Origin of the sequence: Enhygromyxa salina, assembly GCF_002994615.1 — a bacterium.
GTDB lineage: Bacteria > Myxococcota_A > Polyangia > Nannocystales > Nannocystaceae > Plesiocystis > Plesiocystis salina_A.
The window spans coordinates 1-16,380 of record NZ_PVNK01000250.1; the positions used below are offsets into that span (position 1 = coordinate 1).

At 71.1% G+C, this 16,380-nt stretch carries 14 protein-coding genes; 5 read left to right on the plus strand and 9 right to left on the minus strand.

Features of this window, described 5'->3' with window-relative positions:
* Positions 1 to 452 precede the first annotated feature (452 nt).
* Positions 453 to 1,295, plus strand: a complete 843-nt coding sequence (locus ENSA5_RS28765; protein ID WP_146156216.1) for a hypothetical protein — start codon at positions 453 to 455, stop codon at positions 1,293 to 1,295.
* A gap of 1 nt (position 1,296) precedes the next feature.
* Here the strand turns inward: ENSA5_RS28765 and ENSA5_RS38425 are convergent, their stop codons facing one another.
* Positions 1,297 to 2,106 carry a hypothetical protein gene (locus ENSA5_RS38425; RefSeq protein ID WP_181198250.1) on the minus strand — a complete coding sequence of 270 codons (810 nt, stop codon included), beginning with the start codon at positions 2,104 to 2,106 and terminating at the stop codon, positions 1,297 to 1,299.
* Between the two features lie 312 nt (positions 2,107 to 2,418).
* Between ENSA5_RS38425 and ENSA5_RS28775 the strand changes: the two genes are divergently transcribed.
* Both ENSA5_RS28775 and ENSA5_RS28780 read left to right on the plus strand, forming a co-directional pair.
* Entirely contained in the window at positions 2,419 to 3,909 is a 1,491-nt protein-coding gene (locus ENSA5_RS28775) for an amidase (protein WP_106394917.1), read from the plus strand.
* Positions 3,906 to 4,364 carry a hypothetical protein gene (locus ENSA5_RS28780; protein ID WP_106394918.1) on the plus strand — a complete coding sequence of 153 codons (459 nt, stop codon included), beginning with the start codon at positions 3,906 to 3,908 and terminating at the stop codon, positions 4,362 to 4,364. The genes ENSA5_RS28775 and ENSA5_RS28780 overlap by 4 nt, the downstream gene beginning before the upstream one ends.
* On the opposite strand, the gene rsgA is transcribed toward ENSA5_RS28780, so the two are convergent.
* Positions 4,288 to 5,151, minus strand: coding sequence for a ribosome small subunit-dependent GTPase A (gene rsgA, locus ENSA5_RS28785; RefSeq protein ID WP_258183044.1), 864 nt, complete (start codon positions 5,149 to 5,151; stop codon positions 4,288 to 4,290). The two genes, ENSA5_RS28780 and rsgA, sit on opposite strands and share 77 nt — an antisense overlap.
* Positions 5,152 to 5,341: 190 nt before the next feature.
* On the opposite strand from rsgA, the gene ENSA5_RS36475 reads away from it, so the two are divergent.
* Positions 5,342 to 6,325 (plus strand): DNRLRE domain-containing protein, encoded by a 984-nt coding sequence (locus ENSA5_RS36475; RefSeq protein ID WP_146156217.1) that lies wholly within the window; start codon positions 5,342 to 5,344, stop codon positions 6,323 to 6,325.
* A 17-nt stretch (positions 6,326 to 6,342) separates the two neighbouring features.
* Here ENSA5_RS36475 and argG read toward each other — a convergent pair whose 3' ends face one another.
* Complete coding sequence (gene argG, locus ENSA5_RS28795; RefSeq protein WP_106394920.1) at positions 6,343 to 7,575, minus strand: argininosuccinate synthase; 1,233 nt, start codon at positions 7,573 to 7,575, stop codon at positions 6,343 to 6,345.
* Positions 7,576 to 7,664: 89 nt separating this feature from the next.
* Here argG and ENSA5_RS28800 point away from each other — a divergent pair, with 89 nt between their 5' ends.
* Positions 7,665 to 8,120, plus strand: coding sequence for an Mpo1 family 2-hydroxy fatty acid dioxygenase (locus ENSA5_RS28800; protein ID WP_106394921.1), 456 nt, complete (start codon positions 7,665 to 7,667; stop codon positions 8,118 to 8,120).
* A 12-nt stretch (positions 8,121 to 8,132) separates the two neighbouring features.
* Here ENSA5_RS28800 and ENSA5_RS28805 read toward each other — a convergent pair whose 3' ends face one another.
* From ENSA5_RS28805 to ENSA5_RS28830, 6 genes are all read right to left on the minus strand, one after another.
* Complete coding sequence (locus ENSA5_RS28805; RefSeq protein ID WP_181198251.1) at positions 8,133 to 10,346, minus strand: phytanoyl-CoA dioxygenase family protein; 2,214 nt, start codon at positions 10,344 to 10,346, stop codon at positions 8,133 to 8,135.
* Positions 10,347 to 10,480: 134 nt separating this feature from the next.
* Complete coding sequence (locus ENSA5_RS38430; protein WP_181198252.1) at positions 10,481 to 10,855, minus strand: hypothetical protein; 375 nt, start codon at positions 10,853 to 10,855, stop codon at positions 10,481 to 10,483.
* Positions 10,856 to 10,917: 62 nt separating this feature from the next.
* Complete coding sequence (locus tag ENSA5_RS38435) at positions 10,918 to 11,688, minus strand: hypothetical protein (protein WP_181198253.1); 771 nt, start codon at positions 11,686 to 11,688, stop codon at positions 10,918 to 10,920.
* Between the two features lie 16 nt (positions 11,689 to 11,704).
* A complete protein-coding gene (locus ENSA5_RS28820) occupies positions 11,705 to 12,829 on the minus strand; it encodes a PEGA domain-containing protein (RefSeq protein ID WP_106394924.1) in 1,125 nt (374 codons plus the stop codon).
* On the minus strand, positions 12,826 to 15,057 hold the full coding sequence (locus ENSA5_RS28825) for a serine/threonine-protein kinase (RefSeq protein WP_106394925.1): 2,232 nt from the start codon (positions 15,055 to 15,057) through the stop codon (positions 12,826 to 12,828). The genes ENSA5_RS28820 and ENSA5_RS28825 overlap by 4 nt, the downstream gene beginning before the upstream one ends.
* Positions 15,058 to 15,328: 271 nt before the next feature.
* Positions 15,329 to 16,294: an aldo/keto reductase gene (locus ENSA5_RS28830; RefSeq protein ID WP_106394926.1), complete on the minus strand. Its 966-nt coding sequence runs from the start codon at positions 16,292 to 16,294 to the stop codon at positions 15,329 to 15,331.
* Positions 16,295 to 16,380: the final 86 nt, after the last annotated feature.

The following is a 16,380-nucleotide window of genomic DNA, read 5'->3' on the forward strand; positions in this document are numbered from 1 at the left end:
GGGGTCGGGGTCCTCGGACTTGGTTGGCGGGACGCAATTCGTGCCTCTCGGGGCCTCGCGGACGGCCCGCAACCCCGGCTTTGTGGGTACCGGGCCCCCGGGACTCGGGCTCGGGCCACGCAATGCGTAGAGTTTGGCGGCTCCGGGTCGGCGCCGGGGCCCGACTTCGGGGCTGAGCGGGGCTCGGACTCGGGTTTGACCCCCGGACCTGGGGGCGCGGGGGCGATCCGAGGTCGGGCTCGAGCTCGATGTCGTGGGGGGGCGCAGCTCGGAGGTGGCGCAAATGCACGTGGTGTGTGCTTTGGCGGGCCTCGGAGGTGGGGCCAAGGCACGTGGTGCGTGCTTTGGCGGGCCTCGGGGTTGGAGTCGAGGCCCGAGCTCGGGGCGGCGTAGGAGCGCTGGCCCGGTCGGAGCACGGCCCTCGCGCCACCCCTTCGCGCTAAAACCCGCGCATGCGTGCTCGACTTGTCTTGCTATGTGCGATCGCGGCCGCGGGCTGCACCCGGCCCAACCCGGCCTTCGGGGACCCGGCCGAGACCGAGGCGCAAGCCGATGGCTCGAGCGAAGCCGACACCGAGCTCGACTCCGAGACCGAGGCCGAGGTCGACGACAGCGCCGAGCAGGACACGGGTATGGTCTGTGAGCTCCAAGGTGGCGAAGGCATGTTCATCGAGGTCCCGCCGCCGTGCCCACCGAACGACTTGGGGCCCAACGCGGGCCTCTACGATCGGTGGTTCAAGGTCGTGGACCTCGAGGCCAACCACTGGAGCGTCGAAAATTGCGACGCCAACTGCGTGAACTGCGAGGACCTGATCCCGGCGCCGCTGGTCGTCGAGCCCGTGCCGGTCGGGGAGCTCGCGGGCGTCGGCGCGTGCTTGCGGGTGTCCGGTCGACGCCTCGGTGATCAGGCCGAGGACTGCGAGTATCACACGCTGCTGGTCCAGGTCGCCTCGGGCTCGAACAACACGACGCCCGTGCTCCTGGCGCGCAACACCTCGCTCCTCGAGGTCCCCAAGGTCGACGCCGTGAACGGGCCGGGGATCGCCGCGTTCAACCCGGCCCTGGTCGTCGCGGACGACTGCCCCTGCGCGGACTTCCCCGATGACTGTTGTGACGGGACGGCGCCGACCCTCTACGAGTTCGACATCGGCCAGGCCGCCCGGGTCGGCGTCGGGGAGGTCCGAGCGCTCGACCTCGACCAGCACCCCGTCGAGTTCTGGGCGCTCGACGCGTTCCAGCCGGGCGAGTGCGGTGAGCCGCTACAAGTGGCCTGGGCGCTGATGTCGGGGGGCTGACTCAGCCCAGGGGGTCGCCGCCGAAGTCGCCGAGCTTCAGGGGGTTGGAGTGCTTCTTGGTCTCGGAGGGCTTGGACTCGGTCGACTTGGGCTTGGTCGACTTGGACTTGGTCGACTTGGACTTGGAGGTCTTCTTGGGCTTGGCCACGGGCTCGGCCTCGGCCACGGGCTCGGGCAGGGGCTCGGGCGCCACCTCGGGCACGGGCAGGGGCGCGGGCGCGACCTCGGGCAGGGGCGTGGGCTCGGCGATGAGCTCGGGCGCCGCGTCCTCGCTGGCGGCGAGCGCCGCGGCCTCGACCGGGTCCGCGGCGTGGGCGTCGGCCTGCTCCTCGCCGAGGAGGTTGATGCCGAGGAAGGCGACGAGCACGGTCGCGGCAGCGGGGACGCTCCACTCGAGCACGCGGCGTCCGGGTTGGGGGACGGGCGCGCGGGTCTGGAGCTCGGCGAGCACGCGGCGCTTGGCCGCGAGCTCGGCCTGGTAGACAGACAGGCGCTCGTGGTGCTCGACCCGGGCGACGGCGAGGGTCGCCGCGGTCGCGCGCTCACGGAGCTCGCGGAGGCGAGCTTGCTCATGGCGGCGGCGGGCCCAGGCTCGGGGGCGCTCGGCGACCAGGCGCGCGCGCAGCTCGTTGAGCTCGCGGGCCTGGTTGTCGACGCGCTCGATCGCGTCACGCTTGGCGGCGGCGAACTCGGAGCGCGCGCGCTCGAGCTGCGCGAGTTCGGCGAAGGCGAGCACGAGCGAGTCCTCTTTGGCCTCGCTCAGGCCCTCGGGTCGTTGGAGACTGGCCTTGGTATCACGCTTCGTCGTCATCGGTAGTTGGGACGCGCGAGTGTGCGAATCGGTTCAATCACAATCATTATTGTTGCGGCGCTTGATTCGCTGCTGACACGGCGTTGAAGTTTGGTGGGTGAAATGATCGCAGCGCGTGAAGCGATGGGTTGGATCCCCTCAAACGCGGTTGGAAGTGCCCCTTTGGTCGGATCCCCGGGTGGCTAGAGTAGCCGCAGGTGGCTGCGCGGGCCCCGGATGGTGTGGTGAATCGCGCAGATTGAATCAAATGTGTATACGGACGGCCCGAGATCGGGGCCCCGGGCCCCTCGGAGTTGGGGTACAACCTCAGCCATGCCCGCGGCCGATCCGCTGTCGATGTCTGCGCTCGAGCTCGCGGCCGCGATCCGCAGCAAGGAGCTGAGCGCGCGCGCGGTCGTCGGCGCCCACGTGGCCCACGCGCGCGCGGTCAACCCCGAGATCAACGCGATCGTCGTCGAGCGCTACGAGGCGGCCCTGCGCGAGGCCGAGCTCGCCGACGAGCGCCTCGCCGAGCTCGCCGAGGTCGAGACCCTGCCGCCGCTGTTTGGGGTCCCGTGCACGATCAAGGAGTCCTTCGCCGTCGCCGGGCTGCCCAACACCTCGGGCCTGGTTCGGCGGCGCGACGTGATCGCGAGCGAGGACGCGACGACGGTCGCGCGGCTCCGGGCGGCTGGGGCGATCTGCATCGGCCTGACCAACGTGTCCGAGCTGTGCATGTGGATGGAGAGCAACAACCGGGTCTACGGGCGCTCGAACAACCCCTACGATCTGCGCTGCATCGTCGGCGGGAGCTCGGGCGGGGAGGGGGCGATCGTCGGCGCGGGCGCCTCACCCTTTGGGCTCGGCGCCGACATCGGCGGCTCGATCCGGCTCCCGGCCTTCTTCTGCGGGGTCTTTGGTCACAAGTCGACGGGCGGGGTCGTGCCGGGCACGGGCATGCACCCGCTGTCGGAGGGCGCGGCGCTGCGCTACCTCTCGACGGGACCGATCGCGCGCCGAGCGGCCGACCTGATGCCGCTGATGCGGATCCTCGCCGGCCCCGACGGCCACGACGCGGGCGTCCGCGAGCTCGAGCTCGGCGACCCCGAGTCCGTCGACCTCGCCTCGCTCGAGGTCTTCGTCGTCGAGGACAACGGCCGGGTGCCGGTCGACTTCGAGATGGGCGAGGCCCTCGACGACGCCGCGCGGACGCTCGCGTCGCTCGGGGCCAAGGTCGTGCGTCGACGGATCCCCGAGCTCGCGCGTGGCTTCGAGCTGTGGTCGGCGGCGATGGCGAGCGCGGCGCAGACCCCCTTTCGCGAGCTGCTCGGCGAGGGCGAGCCGATCCCCGTCGGGCGCGAGCTGCTGCGCTGGGTGATGCGCCGCTCGCAGCACACGCTGCCCGCGCTGGTCCTCGCCGCGGTCGAGGACATGCCGATCTTCGTCAGCGCGGGCGAGCAGCAGCAGCGCCTGGTCGCCGAGGGCCTGGCGCTGCGCGCCCAGCTCGAGCAGCTCCTCGGCCCGCGCGGGGTGCTGCTGTTTCCCACTCACCCCCGGCCGGCGCCGCGCCACTACGCGCCGCTGCTGCGCCCGCTCGACTTCGACTACACGGGTATCTTCAACATCATGGAGCTGCCGGTCACGCAGGTGCCGATGGGCCTGAGCCGGGCCGGGCTGCCGCTCGGCCTCCAGGTCGTCGGCGGCGCCGGTCGGGATCACGTGACGATCGCAACCGCGTGCGCGCTCGAGCGCGAGCACGGCGGGTGGGTGCGACCCGCTCGTGAGCCCAGCGTCGCCGGGCGAGATCGGAGCGCGGTCTCGTGAGCGAAGCCAAGCGCCGCGGGTGGTCGCCGATCCTGGCTCTGGCCGTGGCGACGGTCGTCCTGGTCGGGCTGCCGTGGGCCTTCAAGCTGCTGACCGCGCCCGCGCTCGGCGAGGCCTGCGGCGGCGGCTTCGACTGCGCGGCGCTCGACGGGCGCTGCGTCGGCGGTGAGGACGGCCGCTACTGCACGCGGACCTGCGAGGTCGACGAGGACTGCCCGAAGGCGGCGCACTGCGGGGTCCCGCCCCACGATCCGTGGCTCGTGTGGTTCTCGACCAGCCCGATGAGCGAGGACGTGTGCGTGCCGGGGCCGAGGCCCGCGCAGCCCGTCGAGGCCAGCGAGGTGATGCCCGGGGCCAAGGCGATGCCCAAGGCCAGGGCTACAGGCCCTCGAGGAGCTCGAGGTAGCGCTGGAGCCGAGCCGGGGCGAGGCGCCCGTCCGAAACCGCGGCCTTGATCGCGCAGTCGGGCTCGCTGAGGTGGCGGCAGTCGTTGAAGCGGCAGCGCTGGCCGCTGTCGAACACGACCTCGCGGAAGCCAGGGAAGTGCTCGGACAGCGCCGCCTCGCTGATGTCGACGAGGCCAAAGTCGCGGAAGCCCGGGGTGTCGATGAGCTCGCCGCCGCCGGGCAGCTCGTGGAGCGTGGCCGTGGTCGTGGTGTGGCGGCCGAGGCCCGAGTACTCGTTGATTTCGCCGACCGGGAGCGCGACGTCTGGGAGCATCGCGTTGACGAGCGAGCTCTTGCCGACGCCCGAGGTTCCGATGAAGGCGCCGCGCCGCGGGCGGCGCTGACCGGCGAAGAAGGTGAGCAGCTCGGCGAGGCCCCGGGCGTGCTCGGGCTCGTCGGGCGCGGCGGCGCAGACGATGAAGAGCGGCAGCTCGAGGCCGCCGGGGCCGTCGATCCAGGTCTCGCGGACATCCGCGACGAGCTCGGCCGCGCCCGGGAGGTCGGCCTTGTTGACGACCAGGAAGGGCGCGATCGCGGCCGCTCGCGCCGAGATCAGCGCCCGATCGACGAAGCCCGCGGGCGAGGGGGGCAGCGGCGCGATCACGACGCCGAGGACGTCGAGGTTGGCCGCGACCACGTGGGTCCGGCCCATCGCGTCGCGGCGGCGCAGCTCCGTGTCTCGCTCGCGCCGCTGGAGGCGCTCACCGACGACCTCGACCCGATCGCCGACCACGTGACCGGAGCGCCGACGGACCTTGACCGAGCGCCGCTCCCCGGACTCGAGGCGCACGTCCACGGCGACCCCGTGATGTGCGACCAGGGTCCCGGGGAGGCCTTCGGTCGCGATCTCGCGTGGGCGCCATGCCTGTCGCTGTGAGCTCCGCGGTCGCCGAGCCTTGCCCTGCCTTCCCGTCAACGAGGGGGCATCATAGCAGCCCGCGGCGCGCCTCGACCCCTTTGGTTGTCTATAATCGAACACGGAGGCCGTGGAAGAGTTCGTGGAACAACCGGAGGCGGAGGCCGGCGCCGAGCGCGTGTTCGTGCTGCCTGTGCTGATCGTGCTTCAGCTGGGTGGCTGTCTCATCGCGCCCAACTCTCGCTTCGGAGCGGATGACTCTGCCGCGGATGGCGCCACGGGCGAGGGAGAGACGGGCGAGGGAGACACGGGCGAGGGAGAGACGGGCGAGGGAGAGACGGGCGAGGGAGACTCGGGCGACGGAGACACGGGCGACGGAGACACGGGCGACGGAGACACGGGCGACGGAGACACGGGCGACGGAGACACGGGCGACGGAGACACGGGCGACGGAGACACGGGCGACGGAGACACGGGCGACGGAGACTGCCCGGTCGGGACGCTCGACTGCGACGACGAGCCGGGCTGCGAGTCCGACGCGCTCGACCCGGGCACCTGCGGGGCCTGCGACAAGAGCTGCGCGTTCATGGGCGAGGAGTTCGCCTGTGCCGAGGGGCTGTGCTTCGGGACCGTGGAGCTCACCGGGCTCGAGGACGCCGAGATCGACTCGAGCACGCCCGACGATCTCTACGGGCTCGACAACCAGCTCTACGTCAGAGGCGGGGGCTCGCCCGAGCACAGCTACATCAAGCTGCCAGGCCTCGACCAGCTCCCGCCTGGCGCCGTGCTCGACGAGGCCTCGCTCTACCTGTCTTGCCAGGTCAGCGAAGCGCCGACGACCCTCCACCGCGTCGAGGGCGAGTGGTCGCAAGACACGATCACCTGGTCCAACGCCCCGGGCGTGGACCCCGAGCCTCTGGCCGACTTCTCGCCGGTCGTGGGCGACAACATGCTCGACCTGCTCGGCCTGCTCCCGGCGTGGGAGCGCGCGCCCAACTACGGGCTCGCCTTGGTGTCGGTCATCGACGCCGATGGGCCCGAGAACAGCCGCGTCAAGCTCGCGTCCAGTGAGTCTGACGCGGGGCCGCGGCTGACCTTGACGCTCAGCTGGTGATGCCGGCCCGTCGGCGCTCAGTCGACGATCTGGCCCGCGCGGGCGAGGGCGATCGCCTCGACCTGCTGGACCTCGACGAAGCCCTGGGAGCTGACGGGGTTGAGCCCGTCGCTGGCCTCCATCGAGGCGTCGGCCGGGTTGTAGAGCGAGTGGGGGCAGTCGCGCAGGGCCCGGAACAAGATGTTGCCCTTGTAGAGGCCGAGCTCGACGGTCGCGGTCGCGTACTCGGCGAGGACGTCGACGGCGGCGAGGATCGCCCGGGCCTGGGGGTCGTAGAGGCGCCCGTCGTAGATCTGCTGGGCGTAGTTTTGCGACATCGTGTGGAAGAGCTGGGTCGAGCGCCGATCCATCACGGCCTGGTAGACCGCGCGGAGGCCGGTGCCGAGCAGCTCGAGGCCCGGGGCCTCGTAGACGCCGCGGCTCTTGGTCCCGATGATGCGGTTCTCGAGCGCGTTGCGGAGGCCGACGCCGTTGCGGCCGCCGATCTCGTTGGCCTTGTACATGCACTGGAGGCGGTCGAGCTCGACGCCGTTGATCGCCACGCAGTTGCCCCGGTCGTAGCGGAGCGTGACGGTCTCGACCTCGTCGGGCGCGGTCTGGGGCCACGCGCACATCAGCGGCTCGACGATGCTCATCGGGGTCCCGAGATCCTCGAGGTCCTCGGCCTCGTGCGAGAGCCCGGCGAGGTTGGCGTCGGTCGAGTAGCGCTTGCGCGGGCCGAGGTCGACCTCGATGTCGTGCTCGGCGAGGAACTCGATCATCTGCTTGCGGCCCGGAAACTGGTCGAGCAGCGCGGGGTCCCGCCACGGCGCGTAGACCTCCATGTCGGGGGCGAGCACGTTGGTGTAGCGCTCGAAGCGGAGCTGGTCGTTGCCGCGGCCGGTCGCGCCGTGGGCGAGGACCGTGCAGCCGCGCTCACGCATCGGCCCGAGCAGGCCGTGGACCGTGACCGCCCGGGCGATGCCGGTCGTGTTCCAGTAGCCGCCGTCGTACATCGCCTGGGTCCGGATCATGCGGAAGCAGGCGTCGGCCATGTCGTGCTTGAGGTCGACGATGATCGTCTCGACCCCGGTCGGCCGCATCTTGTCGAGCACGCCCTCGATGTCGTCCTCGTCGGGCTGGGCGAGGTCGGCCGTGAAGCACACGCACTCGACGCCCGCCTGGCGCAGCCGGGTCGCTACGGTCTTGCTGTCGAGCCCGCCAGATACGCAGATCCCGACCCTCTTACCCTCGAGTTGATGGAGCAGCACGGGCGCGAAGCTACATGGATACCCGCATGACGCCAATCTCGATCCAAGGTATTTTCTCACTTTCGAGGCCCAGCGAGACGAGGACCGACATGCGAACTGCCCAAGAGTGGCTCGACGCCTACGCAGACAGCCACCAGAACCCGACCAACAAGAAGATCCACTGGGTCTGCATCCCCTGGATCATGATCAGCATCCTCGGCCTGCTCGCGGCGTTGCCGAGCCCCTTCGAGTCGGCGTGGCTGCACTGGGGCACGATCGTCGCGGTGGCCGCGATCGGGTACTACGCGCTGATCTCGATCCCCCTGGCGCTCGGCATGGTGGCGGTCAGCGCGGTGATGCTCGCGATCGTCGCGGGCCTCGCCGAGCTCCCGATCCCGCTGTGGGTCAGCTCGCTGGTGATCTTCGTGGTCGCGTGGATCTTCCAGTTCATCGGGCACAAGATCGAGGGCAAGAAGCCGTCCTTCTTCGAGGACCTGCAGTTCCTGTTGATCGGCCCGATGTGGCTGCTGGCGGCGCTCTACCGCCGCGCCGGCCTGGGGTACTAGCAGCCCGGGCTGCTAGGCCGAAGACGAGATCGCGCGGTGGATCGCGAGCTCGACCGGTGAGAGCTCCTCGACCGGCCGGAAGGGGTCGAGGGGCTGCTTGAGGTAGACCATCGGGTTGGCCATCCAGCGGATCCTTCCGCTGCGGTTGGGTGAGGCCGAGTGCATCATCAGGGGGTGCATGAGCAAGATGTCGCCGGCCTCCCCGGTGACGTCGCAAAAGCGCTCGCACTTGCCCGTGATATGGCCGCCGCGGTTGTTGACGAAGTCGACGCCCTCGGGGTGAGCGGCGAGCTCGCGGGCGACGTGGCCGACGGAGTCGGGGGCGAGCCAGGTGTTGCCCGAGCGCGGCAGGAGCTTGTCGAACAAGGCGATGCAGACCAGCCCGTTGCGGATGCGGTCGATGCGCGTGGCCGGGCTGGGGTCGTCGATGTGCCAGCTCGACGCGTGCGGCCCCGGGCGGAGGCTGGCGAGCGGGTCATCGTCGCGCAGGTTGAGGATCAAGTAGTTGCCCCAGGTGCGGGTCTCGATCCGCCCGGGCCCGCCGAGGAGATCGCAGATCGCCGCCCACGCCTTCGGCGCGAACTCCTCGATGACGAGGGTCTCGGGCCCGAGCAGATCGACTCGCGCCCGGTTCCAGGTCTCGGGGTCGTCGGCCGAGAAGTTCTCGAAGGAGTGGGCCTTGTCGGTCGGATCGTAGCCGCGGATCCACTTCTCTGGCTCCTCGCGCATGCGTCGCTTGCCGTCCTCGCGCCAGCGTCGGGCGAGCTCGGGATCGAAGACCCCGGGCAGCATGATGAAGCCGTCGGTCAGGAACTGCTCGATCTGCTCGGGGCTGAGGTAGCGCGGGGTCCAGACCGCGGCCTCGGCCTCGGCCTCGGCTTCGGCCTCGCGCGCGCCGGGGTGCTCGGGCCGCGGCGGCTGGACGCCGATCGACCAGACCAACACGGCCTCGTGCTGCGAGATGTGCTCGGCGTCGTCCTTGTGGAGCCTGGCGAGGTGGGGCTGGCCCGCGCTCGGGGGCGCGACGTGGCGCAGGCTCAGGCGCCCGTCGCTGGCGCGGCACGCGTAGGTCGCGATGGCGACGTCGCACTCCGCGGTCAGCATGCCGTGGGCGCGGACCAAGATCGTGGCCTTCTCTTCGCGGGTCAGGACCGGGCCCTGGTCGCTCCACAGCTCGAGCCGGACGCCGGCCGCGGCGTCAGCGAGCAGCCCCGGCGCCCACTCGAGCAGCTCGTCGAAGCGGCGCTCGAGATCTTCGTCGAAGCGGGTCGGGTCGTGGTGGTGGCGGGCCACGGCGAGCGCGAGGTTGATGGCGATCGAGCGCGGCATCGCGACGCGGGCCTGCTCGAGCAGGGCCGCGCTCTCGCCGGGATCGTTGAGCAGCAGTCGGACCGCGAGGGCGCGGAGGTAGAGCAGGCGCCCGTCGTCGCCGGGCTCCTGCGTCAGCAGCATGGCTTGGTTGGCGTCGCCCCAGGCCAGGGCCAGGGCCGCGCGCTCGGCTCGGAGCTGCGGCGCGACCTCGTCCGAGAGCGCGGCGGCCCGCTCCTCGGCGGCCTCGAGCTGATCGAGCAGGAGCTCGAGGCGGAGCCGGGCGCCGAGGACCTCGGGGTGGTCCGGGTGGCGACCAAGCAGGGTGTCGAGGGCTGTGGTCGCGGCCGCGGGGCCGTCGCGGTACAGCAGCGAGTAGGCTTTGGCCGCGGCCTGCTCGGGGGGACCCGCGACGGCCTGCTGCGCGCGCCGTCGGATCGCGGCTTGACGCTGGAGCTCGAGGGAGTGGGCCCGCAGGTGCTTGGCGCCGTGAATGTTGAACTTGGCGATCGCCTCGCGGATCTCCCGAGCCTCCTGGGACCAGCCGATCGCGGTCGCGAATTTGAGCGCGATCTTGCGGGCCCGGGTTGCGACGCCGACCTCGTCGTCGGGCCCCGCGCTCGCGGCCGCGTGGGCGAGCGCGGTCAGGCCTCGATCGTAGTCCCGGGCCACGAACAGGCCCGCGCCGCACAGCCACGAGATCAGCGGCGAGGGCCCGGCGTCGCCGCTCGACTGCTCGCCGAGGGCCGCGCGGAAGTCTGCGCGCGCGCTGGCCCAGGCGTGGCGCCGGGCGTGGGCGAAGCCGCGGAAGGCCACGGCCGGCGCGCCGAGTTGAGCGAGGACCTCGCTGGTCTCGCGCGAGTCGAAGCGCGAGTCGTTGAGCTCGCTAAAAAGGCGTAGATACAGCTCCTCGGCCACGCCGAACCATAGCAGGCTGCGATCCAGCCCGGGTCTGGCTCGGGTTCGTGTGGTCGGCTCACGTCGGCCCATGTCGGACCGTTTGGCCGCGTGAGTCTTGGCGGCGGGGGGTACGCTACCGCTGCGCTCGGAGCTCAGTCCGCGGGGGCGTCGTCGTCGGGGCTGTCGGCCTCGTCCGCGTCGGCGCGGCCACGGATGATCGTCTGGATCCGCTCCTCGATCGAGCGCTGGGCCTCGTTGCGGGCCTCGATCTGCGCCTGGATCTCGAAGTTCGCGTCGGCGTCGGCGATGGCCTCGTCGACCGCGAGGTTGGCCAGCGCGGCGATCCGATCGCCCCAGCGCTGCTCGAGCCGTCGCTTGGCCGCGTCCTTGAGCAGCTCGCGGTAGGCCTCGCGGACGATCGACTCGGCCTCGTCGTACATCACCTTGTGCAGCTCGAAGTCCAAGAAGCTCGTATTGGGGCCGCCGCCCTGGTGAGGTTGCTCGTCGTGCTGGTCGTGGTCGCTCATGCTGGCTCCTGCGCGTGTCCGCCCCAATGATGGCACGGTCGCGCGAGCAGCGGCAGAGCTGTTCAGTCATCCACGCAGGTGTTCCCGCACGCACAGCCCGAGTCTGGGTAGGGGGTGACCATCGCGGGCTGGCAGTCGGATGGCTGCTCGCAATCGACGCCGCTGTCTTGCGGCCCGCAGCCCATGACCAGGCCGCGGCAGGGGCACTTGTTGCCGGGACAGTCGACCTGACACGGCCCGTCTCCGCACTTGAGCACGAGGTCTTCGCAGGCCGTCTCGCCCTCGCACAAGAGGTCGCAGGCGTGCTCGAGCGGGCATGAGACGGTCGCGTCCTTGCACGCGTCCTTGCCGACACAGCGCAGATCGCAGGACCACCCCGGCGGGCAGGTGATCGACTCGTGATCGCACTCGCTGGAGCCGCACTCCAGCAGGCAGTGGGTCGCGGTACAGCTGACACAGTCGTCGGGGCAGGGGCCCAGCGGTGGCGGCGTCATCGAGCAGAGGTCGCCGTCGCCAGTGTCGCCGTCGCCGTCCCCAGTGTCGCCGTCGCCGTCCCCGTCGCCAGTGTCGCCGTCGCCGTCCCCTGTGTCGCCAGTGTCGCCGTCGCCGTCCCCTGTGTCGCCATCTCCAGGGTCGCCGTCGCCGTCGCCGGTGTCGCCATCTCCCGGGTCGCCGTCGCCGTCGGCGGTGCCGCTCGCTGCGGTCTCGGCCGCGGTCTCGCCCTCGCCTGCCTCGCCGGTCTCGGTGTCCGCGCGCGCGACCCAGTCGGGGTTGATGACCGCGCAGCCCGAGAGCAGGAGGGCCGCCAACCATTCGAGATGAAGCTTCGACATATCCAACCTCACATCTTCAAAATTGGCCCGAGAGCTCGAGCTGGCCGAGGCCGACCCGGAGCTTCAAGCTGGCGGCGCGCTCGCGTCGACGCGCGGTCGCGGCGGACGTTGGCGCCTGTCGCCGGTTCCAACGATCGAGGATCAGCAAGGTCGTCCCGACGTTGGCCGCGACCATGCCCAGGGCGAGCACGCCGACGCCCGCGCCGAGGGACTGGTAGAGCCACTTGCACTCCCCGTTGACGCCGAGGTTGGCGGGGTCGTCGCAGCGACCGAGGTAGGGCCGGCCGTCGATCACCAGCAAGCCGACTCCAACCCCGATGCCCGCGACTCCGGCCCCGACGGCAGCCCACCCGACAGGACGCTGCCAGGACCGGCGCCCGCGACTGTTGGGGTCGACCTCGAGCTCGACCCAGACCTGCTCGACGGTGCCGGGGGCCACGCTCACGGGCACGAGGGCGTCGTAGTAGCCGCGCGAGCTGACGAGCAGCTGGTGCTCGCCGGAGCCGAGCTCGGCTTCGTAGGGCAGGCGCCCGACTCGGCGGCCGTCGATGCTGACCGTGGCCGCGTCGGGGCTGCCCTCGATCGCGATGCGCCCGGGCTGGGTGTCGATCAGGACGCGCTCGCGCAGCAGCGCCGCCTGGGCCGCGACGCGGTCCTGGACCTCGGCGATGCCGCACACGAGGCACTCGACTTCGATCTCGCTGGGACGACCGGAGCCCGCGACCGTCAGCGCCTGGAGCTCGACCTCGAAGTCGCGGTCGCGCGCGTGGACCACGACCGTGACGACGTGGGTCACCCCGAGCTCGCGCCCGATCGCCCGGAGGCAGGCCTCGTCAGCTTCGCCGGGGCAATTGCTCGCGCGCGCGCGCTCGACCCTGGGGCCCCGAACCAACTCGAGCTCGGGGTGTTCGAAGGCGACCCCGACCACGTCCTCGAGCGCGCGCTCGTCATCTTCGGGCAGCGCGTCCGCGAACACGACCGGGAGCAGCGCGACGCTGGCCTCGCTTGGGTCTGGGGTCGCCTCAGCGGGCGGCGCAGACGCGTGGGCAGCCGGCGTGGCCAGCCCGATCGCGGCGAACACCGCGAGGGCGAGGCGGGCGAGGGCGAGGCGGGCGCAAAGGAGGTCGCGTGGACGGCTCATTGCGTGAGTTGGTTGAGACGCGCGATCCGCTTGCTCGCGAGGCCGCTGCCGAGCTCGCCCGCCTTTTGGTAGGCGGCGCGCGCGTCGGGGTAGCGCAGGACCTTCAGGTAGACGTCGCCGAGCAGGATCCGGAGCTTCGCGTCGCGCGGTTGGAGCTTGGTCGCCTTCTTGGCGTAGGTCAGGGCCTTGCCGTAGTTGCCGCGATCGAAGTGCAGCTCCGCGAGGCCCGAGATCGCGTCGTGGTTGCGGCCGTCGCTCTCGATCGCCTTGTGAAACAGGCGCTCGGCCCGATCGCGCTTGCCCTTGGCGAGGGCCAGGCGGCCCTGGCGGGCGAGCTCCTGGGCCCGCCTGGCGTCGGTGACCCTCGACTCGGGCGCGTCGGGCTCGTCGGACTTGACCGCGGCCTCGACCGCGTCGGCGACCTCGGCCGCGAATTCCTCGGCGCCGACCAAGCTCGCGGCGTGGTTGATCGTCTGGGCCGCGTAGGGCCGGCGCGGCTCGTCCTCGAGCAGCCCGACGATGCGCTTGCGCCGGGCCTTCTCGTCGGTCTCGGCCAGCGCGGCGAGCATCTCGCCGTTCGCGAGCTCGGCTTCGGAGAACTCGTCGCGCTCGGCCCGGGCGCCGACGTCGGCGAGCTGCGCGGGGGTCAGCGCGACCCGCTCGCTCGCGCGCTCGTGCTCGGGCTCGAACAGCAGCGCCTGCATGTAGTACTCGACCGCAAAGGGGCGCCCGTTCTCCATCTCCCAGTAGCGATCTCCGAGCCGGACCAGGGTCGCGGCGAACTCGGACCGCAGGGCCTTGGCCTGAGTCCACGCGGCGTAGTCGCTGAGCTCGGCCCGGTCTTCGATCGCCAGGACCCACGACCGGGCTGTCTTGAACTCGGGCTCGTCGGACGGCGGGTAGACCCAGTAGGCCCGCGCGGCCGCTGCCCGGGCGTCGTTGGCGTAGGCCTCGACCCAGGCCCCGGCGTCCACGACCGCGCCGCCGTCGGGCTCGGCCTCGGCGCTCGGCCACGCGAGGATCGCCGCGCCCGCGAGGACGACCGCGAGACCGAGGCCGCCCGCGAGCTTGCGCCGGCGCCCGACCTCGCGCTGCGGTCGCGGCATCTCGGCGGCGATCCGGTCGCGACGCTCGGGCTCGACCTCCGGGAGCGCGAGGTCGTCCCACGGGGTCGTGAACCCGGCGATGATCTGGAGCTCGCACAGGGCGGCCTCGAGCTCGACCGCGTTGGGCCAGCGGTCTTCGGGCTGCTTGGCCAGGCAGCGGCCGAGCAGGTCGTCGAGCTCACCCGGGAGGTCCGGCCAGCGCCCGGTCAGCGAGTCGGGCGGCGCGTCGATGTGCTGGTTGAACAACTCGTGGGTGGTCCCGGCGAAGGGCGGCTCGCCGCTGAGCATCTCGTAGGCCAGGCACCCGAGGGCGTAGATGTCGAGGCGGCCGTCGAAGGCCTCGCCGAGGATCTGCTCGGGCGCCATGTACATCGGCGTGCCCGCGATCTGTCGGGCCCGCGGTCCGAACTCGTCCGAGATCCCAAAGTCGACGACCCGGACCATGTCGTGGCGACCGGCCTCGAGCTCGAGCAGCACGTTCTCGGGCTTGAGGTCGCGATGCGCGAGCCCGGCCTCGTGGATCGCCGTCATCGCCTTGCACAGCTGGCGGAGGATCGGCAGCGCGCGCTCGAGCGAGAGCCGCCCGTCCCTGCGCATGAGCGAGTGCAGGCTCTCGTTTTGGAGCAGCTCCATCGCGTAGAAGGGCCGGCCATCGGGGAGCTCGCCGAAGTCGAGCACGTCGACGACGAAGCGTGACTCGATCTGGGCGATGGTTCGGGCCTCGGTGATGAAGTGGTGACGCAGCGCGTCGTCGGCCCCGCGCTTGAGGACCTTGAGCGCGACGGGCCGCTCGATGTCGACGTGGATGGCCTCGAACACCTCGCCCATGCCGCCCTCGCCGAGCCAGCGGATCAGTCGATAGCGCGTGCCCGGGACCCGCTTGCCCGTGACCAGGCGCGCGCGCTTGTCCAGCGGCCTCCAGGTCTCGCTGCCGTCGCCCGTGGGCAAGCGAGCAAAGGTCCGTCGACTCGCGCCCGACTGCTCGATGCTGCCTCGGGCCGGGACCGCGCAGGGGACCCCGTCATCCGAGTGTTCGAGCGCGCGTTTTGGCCCGCCACCGGCGGGTACTTCTTTGGCCCAGTCGTCGTCGAGCTCGATCGGCGTGGCTTCGGCAGCCCTCATGACGACCTCCCGAGGGGATGTCGGGGATAGCCGCCAAAGCCGCTATCTCGTCGCTCAGACCCAAGGGCGGACATTGAGGGGGCATTTTAGGACATTCAGGTAGTGTTGAAAACGTATATTCACATCCCGAAAATACCAAACCTCCTTTGAGGGTGCCGGTTATGATGGTTTTGAATCCTTAAATAGGGTTGACCCCTGAGCTCGGCACGGCCGATCTCCAAGATCCCCGCCACGCTGGTGGGTGGGTTGTCCGACCACGCCGCGGGGTGCGTTAAACCCGCGTGCGATCAATGTGGGGCGCGAGCGCCTGCCAGACCTTCTCGCGGCCGAGGAGCTCGAGGGCGCGGACGTTGTCGGCGACCTGCTCGGGCCGCTTCGCGCCGACGATCGCGACGCTGACCCCAGGCTGGCGCAGGACCCAGGCGATCGCGAGCGCAGCGGGGGGGACGTTGAGCTTCGAGCCGACCACGCGCAGGGCCGAGATCAGGGGCTGGGCGCGCGACAACAGCGGCTCGCGAAAGCGGTCGTCGCTGTGGCGCAGATCCGTGCTCGGAAAGCGGGGCGCCGGACCAAACTTGCCGGTCAGCAGCCCGCGGCACAGGGTCTCGTAGGCGAGCACGCCCAGGGTCTGCTCGCCGGCGGGCGCGACCGTGTCGCGCAGCGCGAACTCGAATTCGCGGCGCAGCATCGAGTAGGGCGTCTGGAGGCAGGCCAGCTCGGGGGCGTAGGCGAGGGCCTGGGTCAGCGGGCGGCTGGCGTAGTTGCACAGCCCGAAGTGGCGGATCTTTCCGCCCTCGCGCAGGGCCATGAGGGCCTCGAGCGTGGCCTCGAGCGGGGTGTCACACTCGCACGGCCAGTGGACCTGGAGCAGCGGGATCGTGTCGATCCGGAGGCGACGGAGGATGCACTCGCAGTCCTCGATGATGTGGTCGGGGCTCAGGTCGCTGAACGCGTGATCGTTGAGCTGTTCCTTCCAGCGGACCCCGACCTTGGACGCGATGATCACGTCGTGACGCTTGCTGCCGAGGGCCTCGGCGAGCAGCTCTTCGGCGTGGCCGTGACCGTAGAGCGGGGCCGTGTCGAACCAGTTGATGCCGTGGTCGAGGGCCGCGCGGATGGCCGCGATCGAGCGCGCGTCGTCGACGTCGTCGCCCCACCACTTGCCGCCGATCGCCCAGCATCCGAAGCCGATCGCCGAGAGCTGAAGGTCCGTGCGGGGGAGAGTGCGGTACTTCATCGTGGGGCGACAGTGGCGCGCTTGGGTGCGCTGCACCGGGATTGTAACCAAGACGCGATGCTTCGCCGGCTGGCGCAAGGCGCAGG

Coding starts and splice junctions, on each gene's coding strand:
- ENSA5_RS28830 (WP_106394926.1), bottom strand. CDS start 16,294: ATGAAGTACCGCACTCTCCCCCGCACGGACCTTCAGCTCTCGGCGATC.
- ENSA5_RS28800 (WP_106394921.1), top strand. CDS start 7,665: ATGCGAACTGCCCAAGAGTGGCTCGACGCCTACGCAGACAGCCACCAG.
- ENSA5_RS28825 (WP_106394925.1), bottom strand. CDS start 15,057: ATGAGGGCTGCCGAAGCCACGCCGATCGAGCTCGACGACGACTGGGCC.
- ENSA5_RS28775 (WP_106394917.1), top strand. CDS start 2,419: ATGCCCGCGGCCGATCCGCTGTCGATGTCTGCGCTCGAGCTCGCGGCC.
- ENSA5_RS38435 (WP_181198253.1), bottom strand. CDS start 11,688: ATGTCGAAGCTTCATCTCGAATGGTTGGCGGCCCTCCTGCTCTCGGGC.
- ENSA5_RS38430 (WP_181198252.1), bottom strand. CDS start 10,855: ATGAGCGACCACGACCAGCACGACGAGCAACCTCACCAGGGCGGCGGC.
- ENSA5_RS28820 (WP_106394924.1), bottom strand. CDS start 12,829: ATGAGCCGTCCACGCGACCTCCTTTGCGCCCGCCTCGCCCTCGCCCGC.
- ENSA5_RS38425 (WP_181198250.1), bottom strand. CDS start 2,106: ATGACGACGAAGCGTGATACCAAGGCCAGTCTCCAACGACCCGAGGGC.
- ENSA5_RS28765 (WP_146156216.1), top strand. CDS start 453: ATGCGTGCTCGACTTGTCTTGCTATGTGCGATCGCGGCCGCGGGCTGC.